General features: G+C 36.7%; 12 protein-coding genes. 1 reads left to right on the forward strand and 11 read right to left on the reverse strand.

Annotation, left to right across the window (positions count from 1 at the left end):
* Window positions 1–489: 489 nt before the first annotated feature.
* The 9 genes from ACRD64_RS06510 to trhA form a co-directional block, all read right to left on the reverse strand.
* Window positions 490–1,698 (reverse strand): thioredoxin family protein, encoded by a 1,209-nt coding sequence (locus tag ACRD64_RS06510; protein ID WP_430932444.1) that lies wholly within the window; start codon window positions 1,696–1,698, stop codon window positions 490–492.
* A gap of 10 nt (window positions 1,699–1,708) precedes the next feature.
* The gene (locus ACRD64_RS06515; protein ID WP_430932445.1) at window positions 1,709–3,121 is read right to left on the reverse strand and encodes a thioredoxin family protein; all 1,413 of its coding nucleotides are present in this window, start codon (window positions 3,119–3,121) and stop codon (window positions 1,709–1,711) included.
* 447 nt (window positions 3,122–3,568) lie between these two features.
* Window positions 3,569–4,624, reverse strand: a complete 1,056-nt coding sequence (locus tag ACRD64_RS06520; RefSeq protein ID WP_430932446.1) for a redoxin domain-containing protein — start codon at window positions 4,622–4,624, stop codon at window positions 3,569–3,571.
* A gap of 203 nt (window positions 4,625–4,827) precedes the next feature.
* A complete protein-coding gene (locus ACRD64_RS06525; RefSeq protein ID WP_430932447.1) occupies window positions 4,828–6,078 on the reverse strand; it encodes a hypothetical protein in 1,251 nt (416 codons plus the stop codon).
* An 11-nt stretch (window positions 6,079–6,089) separates the two neighbouring features.
* Window positions 6,090–7,565, reverse strand: a complete 1,476-nt coding sequence (locus ACRD64_RS06530; RefSeq protein WP_430932448.1) for a RagB/SusD family nutrient uptake outer membrane protein — start codon at window positions 7,563–7,565, stop codon at window positions 6,090–6,092.
* 18 nt (window positions 7,566–7,583) lie between these two features.
* On the reverse strand, window positions 7,584–11,060 hold the full coding sequence (locus tag ACRD64_RS06535) for a SusC/RagA family TonB-linked outer membrane protein (RefSeq protein ID WP_430932449.1): 3,477 nt from the start codon (window positions 11,058–11,060) through the stop codon (window positions 7,584–7,586).
* A 435-nt stretch (window positions 11,061–11,495) separates the two neighbouring features.
* Window positions 11,496–12,671, reverse strand: coding sequence for a FecR family protein (locus ACRD64_RS06540; protein WP_430932450.1), 1,176 nt, complete (start codon window positions 12,669–12,671; stop codon window positions 11,496–11,498).
* 249 nt (window positions 12,672–12,920) lie between these two features.
* Window positions 12,921–13,481, reverse strand: coding sequence for an RNA polymerase sigma-70 factor (locus ACRD64_RS06545; protein WP_430932451.1), 561 nt, complete (start codon window positions 13,479–13,481; stop codon window positions 12,921–12,923).
* A 177-nt stretch (window positions 13,482–13,658) separates the two neighbouring features.
* Window positions 13,659–14,315 (reverse strand): PAQR family membrane homeostasis protein TrhA, encoded by a 657-nt coding sequence (gene trhA, locus ACRD64_RS06550; RefSeq protein ID WP_430932452.1) that lies wholly within the window; start codon window positions 14,313–14,315, stop codon window positions 13,659–13,661.
* Between the two features lie 367 nt (window positions 14,316–14,682).
* Here trhA and ACRD64_RS06555 point away from each other — a divergent pair, with 367 nt between their 5' ends.
* Complete coding sequence (locus tag ACRD64_RS06555) at window positions 14,683–15,129, forward strand: DUF302 domain-containing protein (RefSeq protein ID WP_430932453.1); 447 nt, start codon at window positions 14,683–14,685, stop codon at window positions 15,127–15,129.
* 57 nt (window positions 15,130–15,186) lie between these two features.
* Here the strand turns inward: ACRD64_RS06555 and ACRD64_RS06560 are convergent, their stop codons facing one another.
* Together ACRD64_RS06560 and ACRD64_RS06565 are read right to left on the reverse strand one after the other, a co-directional pair.
* The gene (locus ACRD64_RS06560) at window positions 15,187–15,894 is read right to left on the reverse strand and encodes a response regulator transcription factor (protein WP_430932454.1); all 708 of its coding nucleotides are present in this window, start codon (window positions 15,892–15,894) and stop codon (window positions 15,187–15,189) included.
* A gap of 107 nt (window positions 15,895–16,001) precedes the next feature.
* On the reverse strand, window positions 16,002–17,480 hold the full coding sequence (locus ACRD64_RS06565) for a sensor histidine kinase (RefSeq protein ID WP_430932456.1): 1,479 nt from the start codon (window positions 17,478–17,480) through the stop codon (window positions 16,002–16,004).
* Between the last annotated feature and the right edge of the window lie 95 nt (window positions 17,481–17,575).

Below are 17,575 nucleotides of genomic sequence, written 5' to 3' on the forward strand. Positions count from 1 at the left end.
TCATTAACATATCGGTATAAGTTTTCTTAGGAACGCTATATTGACCCATTGATTTTACTAGCCCCGAGGCAGGTTATACCCTCCCATCGGGGCATTTTTATATCTCAACCGGCTCAGCTATCCCTTCCATCACCATACATGCCTCTTCCTTTGGGATACTTTATTGGCTCAATTGGGTAATTGAAGTCAACAATTGGCTAGTGTTACCTTTCCATCGCTCAATAAGCTAAGTCAATTGCCTTGGTGAGCTATTTAATTGGGAACGATGACTCTTCCATTGGCGGATTGAAGCCATTCATTTTATCTTTTCCAAAGTTTAAAACCTTGGAAAAAGTTTATACTACTAAAATTTTACCATTTACCAGATGACTATTGGCCAAGTCGTGACGCAACTTTTAGGATAACGGTTATAGTTGCACTCCGACTAACAAAAAATCCCCGACATTGCTGCCAGGGATTTTCGCTTTTTAAATACACATATTTGTTTTATTACAAACTTTCTATTGCTGTTTTTAGATTACCAACAGAAGGATGCGTATTATTACCCCCTGCTTTACCGTTTTCTTCGAAGAAGAGATTAAAACAAGCTAATGCTTTTTCTTTTTCTTTAGCATGAAGATAAAGCTTAGCCAACATTAAATTACCCATGATAATTCCAATTTCTTTATCGGCAGCAAAGCCTTGTGCCCTTTTAGTAAAATCTGCTACAATATCTTTTGATTCTGCCAACTTAGGAGTTCTTAATATCTCGTCGCAAATACTGTGGTAATTGTAAATATATTTTTCTTCACCTTTTAATGCTTCGGCTTCCTTAATTTTTACGTCATACCAGGTTTGTATTTGGTTGTTGGCAATGTAAAAACTATACTTCAGGATTTCCTTTGTTCCTTTTATATAATCGTCAGGAAATTCATTATAGCATCTTTCAATTTCGGTATTAAGCTCTTCCAAACTCATGCATTTGGTTGAAAACTGTTGGAGATGTGTCATATAAGCACCAACAAATAACATTGCATATCCGTAATCATCTGATACTTCTTTTACCTTGTCTTTATTCTTCAACAAATATTTGAACTCTTTTGAGGCATATGGATAATTTGCAGACGAAATAACAAAAAACTGTTCTTTGTTCATGTACTTTTCAAGAGACGTTTGTTTGATAATATCTCTAGCCACCTTCTCCATAGACTCTTTATCGTACTGTGCTTTTACAGCCTTTAGGTAGGTCATCAGAAACTCAAGATCACGATTCCCGCTTTCGTACTTTGCTTTCAATGTTCCAATTCGTTTTGAAGGATCTAAGGCTGCTTTACCACCCGCAATTAAATCTTCGGCCGGCATACCACCAACCAGTTTGTGAACAGCGTTTCCATTTCCATCTATAAATAGCAATGTTGGATATGAATTTACACCATATTTCTTAGCTAGAGCCGGACCTTCACCTTTTTCGCAATCCATTTTAACGTTTACAAACTCTTTATTATAGAAATCGCCAACTTCTTTTTGGGTGAAAATGTTTTTTGCCAAATGCTTACATGGCCCGCACCAGGTAGTGTAACAGTCCATAAAAATTAGTTTGTTTTCATTTTTTGCTTTTGCCAAAGCTTCGGAGAATGTTCCGTGTTCGAATTCAATTCCTTGTCCGAATACCATAATTGCCAGCATTAACATGCTAAGCGTTGATAAAATCTTTTTCATTTTAAATTATTTATTTGTTGGTGCCGTTAACATAGGTATATAGAGACTTTACATAGTTTTTCTCCATATCGTTTTTAGCCATTTTTTCTAATTTTTCGTAGGCCTTTTTAAGCTCATCTTGTTTTTCATTTACACTCAATGCTGAAAACAAAATAGTATTATTAATAAATGAATCATCCGATTTTATAGCTTCCTTAATCCATTCTTCTGCTTTTTGACCTGCTTCAGGAATCTTGCCCAAATCTCCTCTTATAAAAGCTCTTGCACAGGTTACCATTGCGTTGGCTTTATTTGAAGATGCCTCAATTTCTTTATCAGCCTTTGGTAAAAGTTCAAGAAGCAGTTTTCTTGCCTCAGCGTTTTTACCTTGCTTTATAAGAATATCGATATACTTGGCATGCCAAGTTATATTATCCTCCAATTCAATACCCCTTTTACACCATTTAGCAGCATATTTTAATTCCTCAGGGATATCTGCAGGATTTTTTTCGTAAAGCATAATATTGATATACTTATCTATTTCCCAGGCCGTTGAATAAGCCATTATATTACTATCGGCAATTTTACGGAAGTCTTCTTTACCCCAATCGTTACCTAAAGCGGTTGCAAAGTAGTTTGAAATATGTGTATGCATTGTTTCACCTGTTATTTTTGCGGCTTCTTTAATTTCATCCACTATTTCCTTACCTTCAGTGTTGAACCTTTTTATAAAATTCATTTTGAAAACGGTAAAAATCGCCAGGTCAATATCAGCTTTGCTTGCATGTTTTTCGTAAGTAGTTTTGTTTTTTACGAAATATTCGAAGGCAGGAAGTTTATAATCATCCAGGTATTTTGAAACAATTTCATAAACTACTTTTGAATCCCACTTTTTCTCTCCAATCTCGTTAAGATATTCAGCAACTACCTTAGTGTGGTCTTTGTATGCCTCTTTTAAAGCAGCAATATAAGCGAGAACTGTTTTTTTATCGCGATTTCCTTGATTATATAACTTCTCTAAACTAGAAAGTTGTTTGGCCGGATCAAGAGCTGTTTTTGCCATGGCAATAAACTCTTCACTGTTTTTTCCACCTACCGATTTATAAACAACCTCTCCATCACCATTTATAAAAAGTAAAGTTGGAAATGCTTTAGCTTCATATTCTTTAGCAAAATCAACACCTTCGCCTTTTTCAGCATCAATTTTCAATGAAATAAAGTTGCTGTTCATATACTCACCAACTTTTGAATCTTTGAAAACACTGGCAGCCATACGCATACATGGCCCACACCAATCGGTATAAACATCAACAAAAATGAGTTTGTTTTCTGCTTTTGCCTTCGCTTTTGCTTCTGCCCAGGTTCCGTGTTCGAAATCTATTCCTTGTGCGAATAATTGGCCACTAAATATGACAGCAGCAATTATTAATAGTGCTTTCTTCATTGCCTTTTGTGTTAATACGAATTATAAATCTTCAATCTATTTTTAACTTTTCTCTATTAGATTTTTAGGTTGGTCATTATTCGCGGAAGAACATTCGCGGATAACACATATCTACAGTTTTATTACCTGCTAAGTAATTGAATTATTGTAGGAAACTAGGTTAGCGTTTGGTTAATAATGCAGCTCCCCAGGTTAATTAAGGTTAATGAAAAATCAAGTTTTAAAACTCCTTGCTAATACCCTAAAAGCCCCTGCCATTGCAGAGGCTTTACAATAAAAATAAATACACAAACTAATACCTGGTTTTATGTAGTAAATATGCTTCAAACCTAATCGTTAATTCCATTCGTTATTTTTCAAACGTTTATCTAATATATATGTTAATATTTTGTCTGTATGGCATTTACATCTTGATAAAGCACTCAATACTCACCACTGGGTTACTGCTTACTGCAATCCTGCTTCCTTTAACGCCTCCCTAATCTTCTCGGCTCCATGCATTTGTTTGGCCAATATTTTTCCTTCTGGCGAGATTAATAGGATATGCGGAATAGCTGTTACATTGTATTTTTCCGAAACACCATTTGTATCCCTTACCTGGGTCCATGGCATTTGCTCTTGCTCAACGGCTTTGAGCCACGCTTTTTTTTCAGCATCCGTTGAAATGTTTACTATCTCCAAACCTTTTGTATGATACTCTTCATAAACTTCTTTAACACCTGGAATTGCTTTACGGCATGGTCCACACCAGGAGGCCCAAAAATCAATGAGCAAGTATTTACCTTTGTATTTGCTAATAGATATTTCTTCTCCATCTAGCGATGTTAAATTAAACTCAGGTGCTGGCTGACCCACTGCTGTTTTCAACTCCGTTTTATAACGTTCGTTTAAATCGTTCAGGTAATAGCTGTTATGAATATCCTTAGAGAAAGTATTCAATACTTTTTTAAGGGTTGTTACGTCAGCTCCCCAATATTTTTGAAAGAAAAAGTACGTTAATGGAATACTCTTGGGGTAAGCTTTTGCTGCTTTCCAAAGTTTAGCTTCAAAACCATCCTTAACCTTTTTCTCATCAGGAGATAATTGTTTTTTATACTGAATATTTTGGTAAGTAGAATAATCAAGCTCTTCCATGATATTCTGGTAGTTATCGTTTACCTTAGAACCTTCCGCTACCAGATTACCATCCTTTTCTGAGACGGTAATAATTCCAGGCTCCGAAAAGAAAGCTAACCGCTTAAAGTTTTTTCCCTGCGTAACATACATGTTTCTGTTTGCTATTTCAGCATCCAGCTCAAGTTCAAACTTACCATCTACAATCGTAGTTTTAAAACTTAAACTGTCAGCCTCTTCTTTAGAATGGACTTGTTGGTATGGATAGATAACTAATTCACCATCACCACCAGTAAGTTGACCTTTTATAATGCATGTATTGGGTTTGGGAGTGCATGAAAAAAGCACGGCAAGTGTTATAACAGCAAGTGTTTTAATATAATTTGACATAGTATTTTTTAGATTTTTAGTTGTGGTTGTGGAAAACTTATAAATCCCCATCCCACCACCTTTGGTGGTGTACTTCCCCTTGCTCTCCGGAGCAAAGGGAAGAACCAATGGTATTAATTTATAATTATGTTTTAATAAGAATTAATTCGAGCCAACAAGAAAACTGTGATTCTTGTATGTTCGTGATTCGAAAAGGTCAAGTACTAATTTCCCCAACTTCTTAGGGGGCAGTATTCAAGTACATTTCTTACCCTTTGCCCCTGGTGGTATGAAACAACACTACCGATGGTTTCTTCATCCATAATATTAACCGACTTAATGGTTAAATCATTAGGGTAGGTAGTTTTCCAGATATCAATGGCATCTCTATGCGTATAAGTATCTGCACAATAATCCACATCATCATCCACAATAATCAATGGAGGCTCCCACCAATTGGGCACAAAATACCTTGTAGGCAGTAATCCCAAAAACTTACCAATTGATGTAATAATTACTTCTCCTTCGCTAAAATGCTGAGGAGCATACATAATACCTATATCAGCTGGATCGGTTACTTCAATAGGATCACCTTCTGCTACCTGAACCATATTTAAACCTGGTAGTATAGTTGGATCGGTTGTGATATGCGACGGTGAAGATGTTAACGGATCTTCCCAATATGCCCAATCATTCCATTGGCAAATCCAAATGTTTAAATAGGAGTTGTGATCCCACATTAAATTTTCTTTTACATATGTATATGCTTCATCCGTTGCTACATCCCCCAGTTGAACCCAGTTGATACCTGCCTCTTCAAGCTCTTTACCGAGAGGGTTAATTGTTGCCAACTCAAAACGCACTTTTAAATCAACTGAGTGCGGAGCGTTTGCTTTGGCTGTATTACTAAAAGCACTGTTTAGTTGGTTTATTATTCCTGCAACTTTTTCTTGATCGAAAGATTTAAACATGGATTTGTAATCATCTGTTTCTACCATGTGAAATACAATAGGAATTACCACCTCTTCAAAATCTTCGCTTGGCGCTTCTTCTACAATTACAGATACCGCAGGACTCTCAATATCTAAAGCTTTAGCATAAAACTCCATGGAGCCAGTACTTACATCCGTAGTTGAAAATGTAAAATCCTCTATTTTTTCTCCATCAGCCGAGAATATCTCTATCCCTTCTGGAATATTCCTGGTTTTATATTTTACTTCACTATCCTTATAAATAGTGTCAACCACTTCGGTACCAACTACGGTCTTTACGCTTAAATCCTTTGTAAAATAAGCATCAATTGTAAACTCAACCTCAGCTGTACCATTTGCAAACAAGTGCGTGGTATTCGTACTCAATACCAATCTTGTAATATCCTCTGCCGAATATTCGTTTGTAAACCTATCGTATGGTTCTTTCTCACACCCAACAAGAACCACGAGCATAACTGCTATGTATATAATTATTTGCTTCATCTTTGTAAGTTTTAATTAAAGTTCCAACCTGGGTTTTGTTCAATCCTGTTTTCTTCCAGTTCCGCAACCAAAGGTATAGGCTGTGTTAAACGATAATCATTATCTTCTAACGTATACGTTGTTCCTTCTTCGGTTAAGTCAACAGCAGGGCGGGTAAATCCTTTTCCTGTCCTTACCATATCTAACCACACTTTATCGTACTCAAAACAAAATTCTTTAGTTCGTTCGTCCAGGATATCTTGTAAAACATCACTTCCTGTATAACTCACGTAACCATTATAACGGTTCATTTGAAACTTCTCAAGTTCACTAACAGCACTTGCATTATCACCTTTACGGGCATACGATTCAGCAATAATTAATTGTAAATCGGCAATACGGAAAAAGAAAAATGAAGTAAATGATTGCCCTTGTAAATTCGAGAACTTATTTATGGCACCCAATTTAGGCGCAAAAAAATCAGCAGGATCACCAGGAATACTATTAACCCATGCATTTCTAACATCATCGCTAGAATAAAGACTATATAAACGTTCACTGGCAAAATTATTCATCCCATAAGCAGCATATCCACAAACTACCTCTGTAAATAAAGACGAGTGCGTATAACCAAAGGGAGTACAAACCAACAATGCATTCGAGTTATCTTTACTTGTACCATTATCATCTATTTTAAACATATTACCAAATTCCGATAAAGAAGCTAACTCTTCTCCTAGCATGGCTGTTTGAGCATATTTAATGGCATTGTCGTAATCGCTTTCCATGCCTGCTCCAGAACCACCTTTAAACCAATAAACCTGAGCTAATAGCGCATTGACCATTTGTTTATCGTAGAAAAGGCTGAAACTAGTAGGTTCAGTGCTATATGTTAAAATCTCTTCCAGCTCGCTTATGATAATAGCATAAACTTCTTCTTGTGTTTTTCTGCTTGCATCGTACGACAACACATCTTCGGCATTTAAATTTACAGGGATGCCCAAATTATTATTGCCATAAGGAGAGAAATACTGCATTAGTTTATATAAATACCAGGCTCTTAAAAACTTTGCTTCCCCTTTTATCAAGTTAGCTTCATCTTCTGTTACATCTACTTCACCTAAATCGTATAATACATTATTGAAAAAACCAATACCAGAATATAGGTTAGTCCATAACTCCGGATGAAGGCTCTCATTATACCATTGTAATGAAGAATGAAAAGTACTGCGATGATTGGTACCCCACCAATTACTCAAGTATTTTGTATCATCCAGCACTCCTGAATAATAAGTAAAAATCCTATAATTATCAGGGTCTGAATAAAATGGTTGTCCATACCCAAAATCATTTCCTTTTGTATAAATTGCCAAACATGACCCCATCGTAGCTTTTACATCGTTGTAAGTGCTTACTACAACCTGATTTTTGGGTTCTACCTCTAAATAGTCTTCACACGAAGATAATCCCCATGCAAACACCAATAATATATATAATATCTTCTTCATTTTTTTAGCTTTAATTAATTAAAATCCAATATTTAACGAAAGCGTATACTTACGGGTATTAGGATATCCCAATTCACCATTTAAAACAGGATCGATTCCTTTGTATTTTGAGAATGATGCCACATTACGAACGTTGAAATTTATCCGGGCACTCTGCATACCAATTCTGTTTACAAAATCGGTTTTAAACAGATATCCCAGGCTAATCATATTTATTCTAAAGTAATCTCCATCTTCCAACTCGGTATCAAACATATATTCATCAAGAGGATTCGTAAAAATATCAAGACCTGGGTAATTTGTTACATCACCAATTTGTCCCCAGATATCACTTAGGTATTCAGGTTTATTTCGTGGGTTGGTATATACATCGTTCGATCCAAAAGACAGTATTTTATGTCCTCCTTTAAAATCACCGGAAGCTCTTAAAGTAAGTTGCTTATATCTGACAGAGGTTGTAACTCCACCATAATAACTTGGTGTTAAATCTCCCAAATAAGAAGCCTTAGGCAAGTCAACAGGCGAGCCTCCATATTGTCCAACCTCTAAATCAAAAGGCTCTCCATCATCTCCAATGGCATATACATGTCCATCATCGGGATTGATGCTATGAAATTTATAACCATACCAGGCATTAACAGGGTAACCTACCACGTAGGCATGTGCCGAACTAGCCGATATTTCATCTATACTTGGGTAATAAGAATCTGTAATCTCATCATCCAAAATACTTACGTTAGCAGATACCATCCAGTTAAAATTGTTTCTGCTTAAAAGGGTTGCCGTAACATCAAACTCATAACCTTTGTTGGAAATAGAAGCCACATTAGCCATCATGGTTGTACGACCTGATGATGCTGCCAGCTTTTTGTTTTCCAAAATATCTTCGGTTGAGTTATCAAAGTAGTTAAAACCTACTTGCACTTTATTCTTCCAAAGCCCAGCTTCAATTCCAATATTTTTATCCTCTTTAGTTTGCCATTTCAGGTTCATACTAGGATAAGCCAGCGAACTCGGAGTCAACTCATCATCATATCTTTTACCTCCTGAAGAATAGTAAAGAATTGAATATGGTGAAGCACTGTTATCGATGCTTCCTGTATAACCATAACCAACTTTTAATGCCAATAACGATAAAATACTTCCGCTCATAAAGCCTTCATTATGTACGTTCCATCGACCCGAGACGTTCCACAGCGGCGTAAACTGGTTATCGGAACCTATAATGGTTGAACCATCGTAACGGATACTCCCACTTACCACATAGCGGTCGTTATACGAATAAGTACCATTGGCAAAGAACGATGATAACTTGTTTTCGTACTCACCAGTACCCCCCAAAGCAGCCAAACTTAATATATCTGCCTCATAACCATCTAAATCGGGATATTGTCCCAGGCGGTGATCAGCATCATAATTCGGGAAAAAGTTGTAGAAAGTATTTTGTAAGGTTTTTCTTATTTCCTGCCCTCCAAACAAACTTACATAATGCCCTCCATTAAATTCTCTCATATACTGCAAGGTATTACGGAAAGTATACTCGTGCCCTTTACTGCTTGACTCACGTAGATTACCCCCTAACAAATCGTAAGTAAATTCAGTTGATACCGCAGGGTGCCAGCTTTGTTTATAGTCAGTCCACGTTCCAGGAATAACATACCGCGAAGTATTGTTAGAGTTGATATTGTAAGCTCCCTGAAGATTATAAGTTAATCCTGGCAGAAACTCATATTCAAACTTCAAATTCATATCAGAACTCATATAACGAGAATCCTGCGTGTTTTCATTTAAATCCTGTAATATGTTGAACTGTCTGAAATAATCATCACCTGCTGCGGTAGAGATTGTTCCGTTATACGTAATATCATATGCATACGACCCATCCTCGTTATAAGGCTTTTCATAAGGATTGGCATAAATGGCATACTGTAATGGGTTGATAATACTTGCTGTTTCGGTAGTGTTACGTAAATTACTGGTTAAACCAAAAGTGATTCTGATTTTATCGGATGGGTTATGGGTAATTTTCATATTCAACCCTAACTTGTCGTATTGGTTGTTTGGCTCTATACCTTCTTCCGTTAAAAAGTTACCTGACACGTAATACTGCGTTTTTTCATTTCCCCCACTCATGCTCAATGAATGCTGTTGACTAATAGCCGAAGAGAAAATTTCCTTAAACCAATCAGTATTTGTGTTTCGCAATTCATTTAACATCAAGTTAGCTTCTGCCTGACTAATACTCTCACGATCTAAGGCTCTGTAAATATCTGCTGCACGACCACTAGAAGCCCAGGTGCCATAGTCCTCGTTATATCCACGCTCAAAATCAACCTTCTCGGCTGAGTTCATCATATACAGTTCCGGATCTGGCGCTTCGGTAACCGTCATGTTGGAGGTAATATTGAAGAAGGTTTTACCTGAGTGACCCGATTTGGTAGTAATTACAATTACACCATTAGCAGCTTGAGCTCCGTAAATAGCAGCAGCGGCAGCATCTTTCAGTACGGTTATCGACTCAATATCCTCAGGTGCAATATTACCAATACCCGAAGTCAAAGCTTCAGCTCTTAAGGAGTTACCATCACTCACCTCAGGAACACTACCCATCATAGGCATCCCATCTACAATCCACAGGGGGTTGGTATTACCTGTAAAAGAGTTTACACCACGTATTTGAATATCGGCATCTTCACCAGGTCTACCTGAAGCAACAATGTTCATACCTGCAATGCTTCCGTCCAAAGCATCTTCTATAGAGGTAAAACCCACATTACTCATTTTATCAGCGGTAATAGCTACTGCACTACCTGTCATTTTTTCTCTGTCGATAGTTTGATAACCTGTAACCACTACCTCATCTAAATCGGCAATATCGCCTTTTAGCATCAGGTTGATTTCTGTACGTCCAGACACCTCAAACTCACGGCTTACAAATCCAATAAATGAAGCTACCAAAACCATACCTTGTTTTTCCTCTACCTCTATAGCGTATTTACCATCCTTGTCGGTAATTACTCCTTTGGTATCTCCTTTAATATAAATGTTTACAAAGGGTAATGGCTTTCCTTTTTCATCGGTTACTTTTCCTTTGATGGTAATGGTATTAGGTTGTTGAGGAACAGCAGGTACAGGAGCTGCTTTTTTAATAACATACACATCATTTTTTTTCTCGTATGTTAAACCTTTATCGGCAAGTATTTGAGTCAATACTTCATCCAGTTCCCCGTTTAGGTTCACATTTAGGTTGGTGTGCTCCTTTACATGTTCCTGGCTAAATACAAATACGAAGTCTGATTTATCCTGGATTTTCCAAAGAAGTTGTTCCAAACTAATATCGGATTCCGAAATACTTACCGTGTTTCCTTGCGAAACTACAGTAGCATGAATTTGTAAGAAACCGAACAATAACAAGAGTGAGGTAATTTTCATAACTCTAATCCATTTTTTCCCTTTCCGCATAAGCGGAGAGAGTTGATCTCGTGTTTTTTTCATACTTTTACTATTGCTTAGATTAATATTAAGGCCAACTGGTAATTGGTCTTGATTTAGTTTATTTTGGGAGGTGCTGGTAACACCTCCTTTTTCTTTTTTATGTTGAATCAATCCTATATAATTTCCGACGCAAAGCAATTTTGTATATATTCTTACTTTGGTAATGCGTCGGTTATATTTCTGCCTTCTACCTAGGGCTGCGCTGTGCTTCACCCTAGGCTATTACAACACGCTCCGTTGGAGCTCTATGTGCATCTTCGGTTAAATTTTGATCCCAGCATTAATAACTCTTGGTTCTGCACGGATCCTATACCGAATTCTTATCAAATCTCACCTCTCATCTCTTAGTCCACTATTGCCTTCCCGTCAATATATAAATTACTTATTTGTGCCGGGATGTCTCTTCGCTCCAACTGCCAACTGAGAACTGCCTACTTAACTCGGGCTGATAATAATATTATTGCCTTCGATATTAAAGCTTACTTCTTCTGTTGCTTCCAACATTTCAAGTACGTCTTTTATATTTTCTTGTCGGTTCATATATAATGAAAACTCTGTGTTTTTAATATCCATATTGGTATAAAACAGGTTGGCATTATACCATCTTGACAAGTCGTTCATAACCTTATCCAGTTTTGCTTTCCGGAACATAAACATACCATCTTTCCAGGCTGTATAGAGTTTCGAATCTACTTGTTGTATAACTACTTCCTGTGATGTAGCATTAATAATAGCTTGTTGGTCGGGCGTGAGAATGTTTTGAGCGTTTTTCGTATTTAACTGTATGCTACCCTCACATAAAGTGATGCGTGTATCTGCATCCTCGGGATACGAACGTACGTTAAACTCTGTTCCTAATACCTTTACTGTGTTAATTCCCGAACGCACAAAAAACGGTTTATTTTTGTACTTTGCTACCTCAAAATAGGCTTCACCTTCCATGTAAACCGTTCTGTTATCTGCCGTAAAGCTTTCAGGGTAACGAAGTTTAGAATCGGCGTTTAACCATACTTTGGTACCATCGGCTAAGGTTAGGTTGTACTCCCCTCCACGTGGTGTTTGTAAAGTATGGTAGACTAATGGTTGGTTAGCAGTTTTACTATCTGCCGTATATAAAACCTTGCTGGCACTAATATTGATTCCTCCGCCGGAAACATTTATGGTGGTATCCAGTTTGTTAAGTTCAATTTGCTTTCCATCTGCCAGGGTTAAAATGGCTTGATTGGTTCCCGGCTTTATGTTTTCGTATGCTGTTACAGACGGTTGTTCTGATGTGGGCATATTAAAAACTAAAAATAGTCCGACCAGTAAAATGATAGAAGCTGCCACACCGGCATATTGCCAAAATTGAGGAGGAAGAATTCGACGTTGTTTTGGCTCTATCTCTTTTAATACAGACGTCCAGGCCTCCTTAGCATCAAATTGGTTAATCGTATCTCTTCTTTGCTTTTTATACTCCTCGGAATAAAGCTTTTCGTATAGTGCCTTGTTTTCAGGCGAAGCATTAATCCAGTCGTTAAGTTGTTCAACTTCATGCACACTCAAACCTTCAGATATTTCTTTTATCAGAAGTTGAATGATTTGTTTGCTATCTATATTGTAGTTGTCCATTATAGTGCCATTTGTTTATATGTACAAGTTAAAAATAAAAGTGGGTGAGTACAGGTGTAAAAAATGTTTAAATATTTAGCGGATAACTATTAGTTTTCAACTTTTAGCTAATGATATTTGGTAAGTTGTATTCTAATGCGAAGTTTCTATTTCGAATTGTAAATGCTGCCCCGGGATGTTTCCTTATTAAATGTTAAACCAATATTTTAATTTGTCTCTTTACCATTTAACCATGCACATTAACCCAAATCATCCAAACAAATGAAAATACAATATTAATAAAGCAAATACGCGGTCTTTCAACAGCTCCCGTAAACTTTTATAGGCCGATTTCTTTAAGGTTTTAACGGTATTAACAGTTATATCTAGTTCTTCGGCGATTTCATTATTTTTTAAACCTTTTAGGGCTAAACGGATGATATTCTGTGATTGTCCAGGAAGCTTGCTAACCGCCGACTCCAGAATATCGAATACCTCATCTTCGATATAACTATTGAGGATAAATGTTGTATTTTCGGAGTATTTGAACTGATGTTCCTCAACAACCTGATTATGCTTAATTTGGTTAATGCAGTCGTTACGAGCAATGGTATAAAGATAGACCTTGGCCTGTTTGATACTTTTCTGTGTTTCTCGGTTACGCCAGAATTTAATCATAGCATCCTGGGCAATGTCCGCCGCAACATCAGTAGATTTAAGGAAATCGAAGCAAAACTTGCATAACGAAGGATAAAAAGCCTCAAAGAATTGCTGGAAGACATTTATATCTCCCTTCGCTATTTTTTGAATATGTTTATCCCCAATTATCATTATTAGATTGCATGCAGTTTGTGCAATAATAACGATAAATTGAAAAATTCAAGTAGTTTTTTATACCAAATTGTTTTTTAATGGATGTGTTGAGATTAACTTTGAGATTACTAGGTTCATTACATTTTTAATAGTTAGTATAAAAAATACGTCTGAAACAATACGCATATAATTTTTTCAAATCACATAAAAATAAATACAAATAAAATGGCAAGCACTCGCTAATAAAACGAATAGGTGGAATATGGCATGATTATACGCAATTTTTTTGATGGCATATAAAACAGCACCTAAAGTGTAGGCTACGCCTCCGCCTATTAACCACCAAAAACCTTCAACATGCATATTGTTGTATAATGGCTTAATGGCGAATATTACCATCCATCCCATTAACACATACATAATGGTCGATAATAGTCGAAATTTACCGGTAAAGAAAAACTTTAAGGTGATTCCTAAAATGGCCGCAAACCATACTCCTCCAAAAATTAATAATCCTATATTTCCTTTTAAGACTATTAGCGTAAATGGTGTGTAGGTGCCTGCTATTAATAAAAATATGGCACAATGATCTAATATATTTAACCTATACCTGCGTTTAGGTGTGGTTGAGCTATGAAACAATGTAGATGCCGAGTAGAGCGTAATCAAGCTTAAGCCATAGGTTAATACGGAAAACAAATATAAACCGTTATTCAGGGGAGCAATTTTTACAAGCATTAATACAAGTGCAACTATACATCCTACAGTCCCTAAAGCGTGAGAACCGATGTTAATTTTCTCCTCTAATGGTGAATATGTTTTAAGCGGATATTCTTTATTTGAAACTGCCATTTTGTTTTTATTTATAAACCGGAACAAAATTACAAACAATTCGAAATTAATCTTGAAAGCTAAAGAACATAAATTGCTTAAGCTTGTTGTAATCAATGTTCAACTCATTAATTATAATATTTTATGAAACCGGCATGGCCGGAGCAAATAATCAGTCCACACAGTGGAATAGCCTGCTCCGAACTTGATTCGGAGATTGAAAATTGTACTGGATATAAAGGTTTTGCTAATTTTTAAGCATATGAAACGACCATTAACTTTATTCATCATAAAGAACACACAGGGTGATGATTAAAAAAGTTAATGCGAGTTCCTGAATGTGCAGAAATTTTTGGCACATTTTATTAACGACAAAAATTTTAAACAGATGAAAACTTCTTTTTTATTCCTTTTTTTAATGATGTTTACGGTATTGGTAAACGCGCAAGAAAAATACTATTTCAGCAAAACAGTAGACTTATCGTTTGAAGAAGCCACAACAAAAACTAAAGCATCGTTAAAAGAACAAGGTTTTGGCATTGTAGCAGAATCGAATATGGATCAGATGTTAAAAGAGAAAATAAATGTCGATTTAAAGCCGTACAGGGTTATGGGAGCCTGTAATCCAAAGATTGCATATAAAGCCCTTCAAACAGAAGAAAATGTGGGGATTTTCTTGCCCTGTAAGGTTATTATCAAATTTGTTTCTGAAAATAAAACAGAAATAGTCATGGTAAACCCGACGGTTGCCATGCAAGCAGTTAACAACGCTGATGCTAAAAAGCTGTTTGATGAAGTTTCCGTATTGATGAAGAAAGCGTTAGATGGGATTTAAGCCTGCGATGGTAGTGATTAAATAATGTAAAGATTAGCTACTGGCTACAACCTGATCTTACCTCTTCACTAAAAACAAATAGCCTTTACCTCTCAATGTCTGGATTTCGATATTAGAATCCTCCTTAAAATAATTACGCAGTTTTTTAATGTACACATCCAGGTTTCGGGAGTTAAAAAAGGAATCGTCGCCCCATACGTTCATCAGTATTTCTTTGCGTTCGATAATCTGGCTTCCCTTGCCAGCCATCATTTGCAGCAATTCCCCTTCCCGGTTGGATAGCCTGATGGTGCCCGACGGTGCAAGTAATTCATATCGCCGGGGAAAATATTTATAAAGCCCTATGGCAATTTCATCATGTACTTTTGTGGAGGTATTTTCCTGACCTTCTTTGTTCTGCTGGTGAATATTTATTTGGTTGTTGATTCGGACAATAAGCTCTTCAATGCTAAATGGTTTACGTATGTAATCGGTTCCGCCTGCTTCAAATCCTTTTACCAGGTCTTCGGTGTTTATTTTGGCCGTTAAAAATATAATAGGCAGTGTTGGATACTTGACCCTTATTTTTTTACAAAGCTGGTAGCCATCTATATTAGGAAGCATAATGTCGAGCACACAAACATCAGGGATAAAATCGTCGAAGTAAGACATGACAAAGGCTCCATCTGTTTCCCATTGCACCTCAAAACCTTGCAGGCGAAGAGTGTCGTTAACAATCTTGCCTAAATTGGGCTCATCTTCTACGTAAAGTATTTTTGATTTCATCGGACTATTTAATAATAGTCCCAATATATAAATTTTCCACTTAAGGACTACCCAAAAGTTAATTAGGTATTTATTCCGAATAGAATTAGTAGCTAACAGCTAATGAGCTAAACAGGAAACCTCAAGGTAAATTTACAGCCGCCCCCCTTTAAGTTTTCGGCTTTAATAGAGCCGTTGTGTTGTTGCATCACCAAATGCGCAAAGCTCAATCCAAGGCCATATCCTTTTACGTTATGCTGATCGCCTTTGGGCACCCTGAAGAACTTGTCGAATACCTTGTTAAGGTATTCTTTCGGGATGCCAGGCCCATTATCGCTCACTGCAATACATGCACGCCCGTTTTCCTGCCATAGCTCGAGTTGGATGGAAACATTATCGCCACCGTATTTGATGCTGTTGTCCATTAAGTTTTTAATTACTCCCTCCACATATACTTCATCAATTTTTGCAAGCAAAGGATCCTTTGAAAGTACTAATTTTACTTGTATTCCGCGCGATTGATTTATAAGATTCATCGAACGTGCCATGTCTTTTGCAAAGAGGTTTAAATCCAGCATATCCATATTGGTGTTTTGTGGCTGTTTTTCCATTTTGGCATGTTCCAGAACTCTGGTTGTCAGACTGTCTAATCGGTTCATCTCTTTCGATACCATCTCAAGGTATTCTTCGGTGGTTTGCGCATCGGCTTTCAGACCAAAACTTCGGAGTGCTTCCAGCGCAACTTTCGCCGTGGCAACAGGAATCTTAAGCTCATGGGTGATATTGTTGATAAAATCGCTTCTTAGGATGTTTAACCTCATCTGTTTGAGGTAGCCCCTATAGGTAAAAATCAATGCAAAGGCGGTCAGGCTTAGCAGTACAAAAGCAAAAATAATTTGCGGAAGTATAACTTTTAACAGATACCAGATGAAGTCCTCTACAAGCAAGGCCAATTCATGATCTTTGGTATTATAATTATACCTGTCAACATATATAGTTTCAGGATCGGGTTCAATTTCATTTTTTGCATCAAACCACACAGATGTTACTTTTATTCCTTTTTTATCTAAACGTTTTTGATACAGTTCTTTAAAGTAGGCTTTGTTGTATGGTAGGTGATATTTTTGAACTTGAATGGCAGGATAATGATAATATCCTGTCAATCCTCTGCGGTGAACGATGCTCCGCAGTGTATTTAAAGCCAACTGAAAGTTTTCTTCTTTATTTTCACGTGGATATTCCGAACTGTAATGGTTCTGTAGTTTGGTGGGAATTTCCTCATTTGTTTTCAGGAACTCCAAAATATCGTTCACAACCATTTTTTTGTGGGCATCTTCAAGTTCTATGTTTTCGAAACAAATGGTTTCGGGGTGAATGCTATCGGGGTTTTGAATAATGGGCAGAACAATACATTCATATATCTTAATATCCATCATATCGTAATTTGCAGCATAATAAGCATCCCGAATATCCTTCCGCAATTTATCCTTCTCGCCATCGAACTGTGAAACCAACCAATAACCAACAAACAGGGTGAGCAGAAGTTGGCTGCTAATCATTAGAATTATATTGCGTAACCTGTTTTTGAATAACGAATCTCTTGCCATTGGAAATTAAACTGTCAATGAAAAATGTATCTGATTGATATAATGGCAAAAATAGAAGCTTTTATGTTGGCTGGGTTCATTCATTAACCTTAATT

Source organism: Saccharicrinis sp. 156 (assembly GCF_050589685.1).
In the GTDB taxonomy this organism is placed as follows: Bacteria; Bacteroidota; Bacteroidia; order Bacteroidales; family Marinilabiliaceae; genus Saccharicrinis.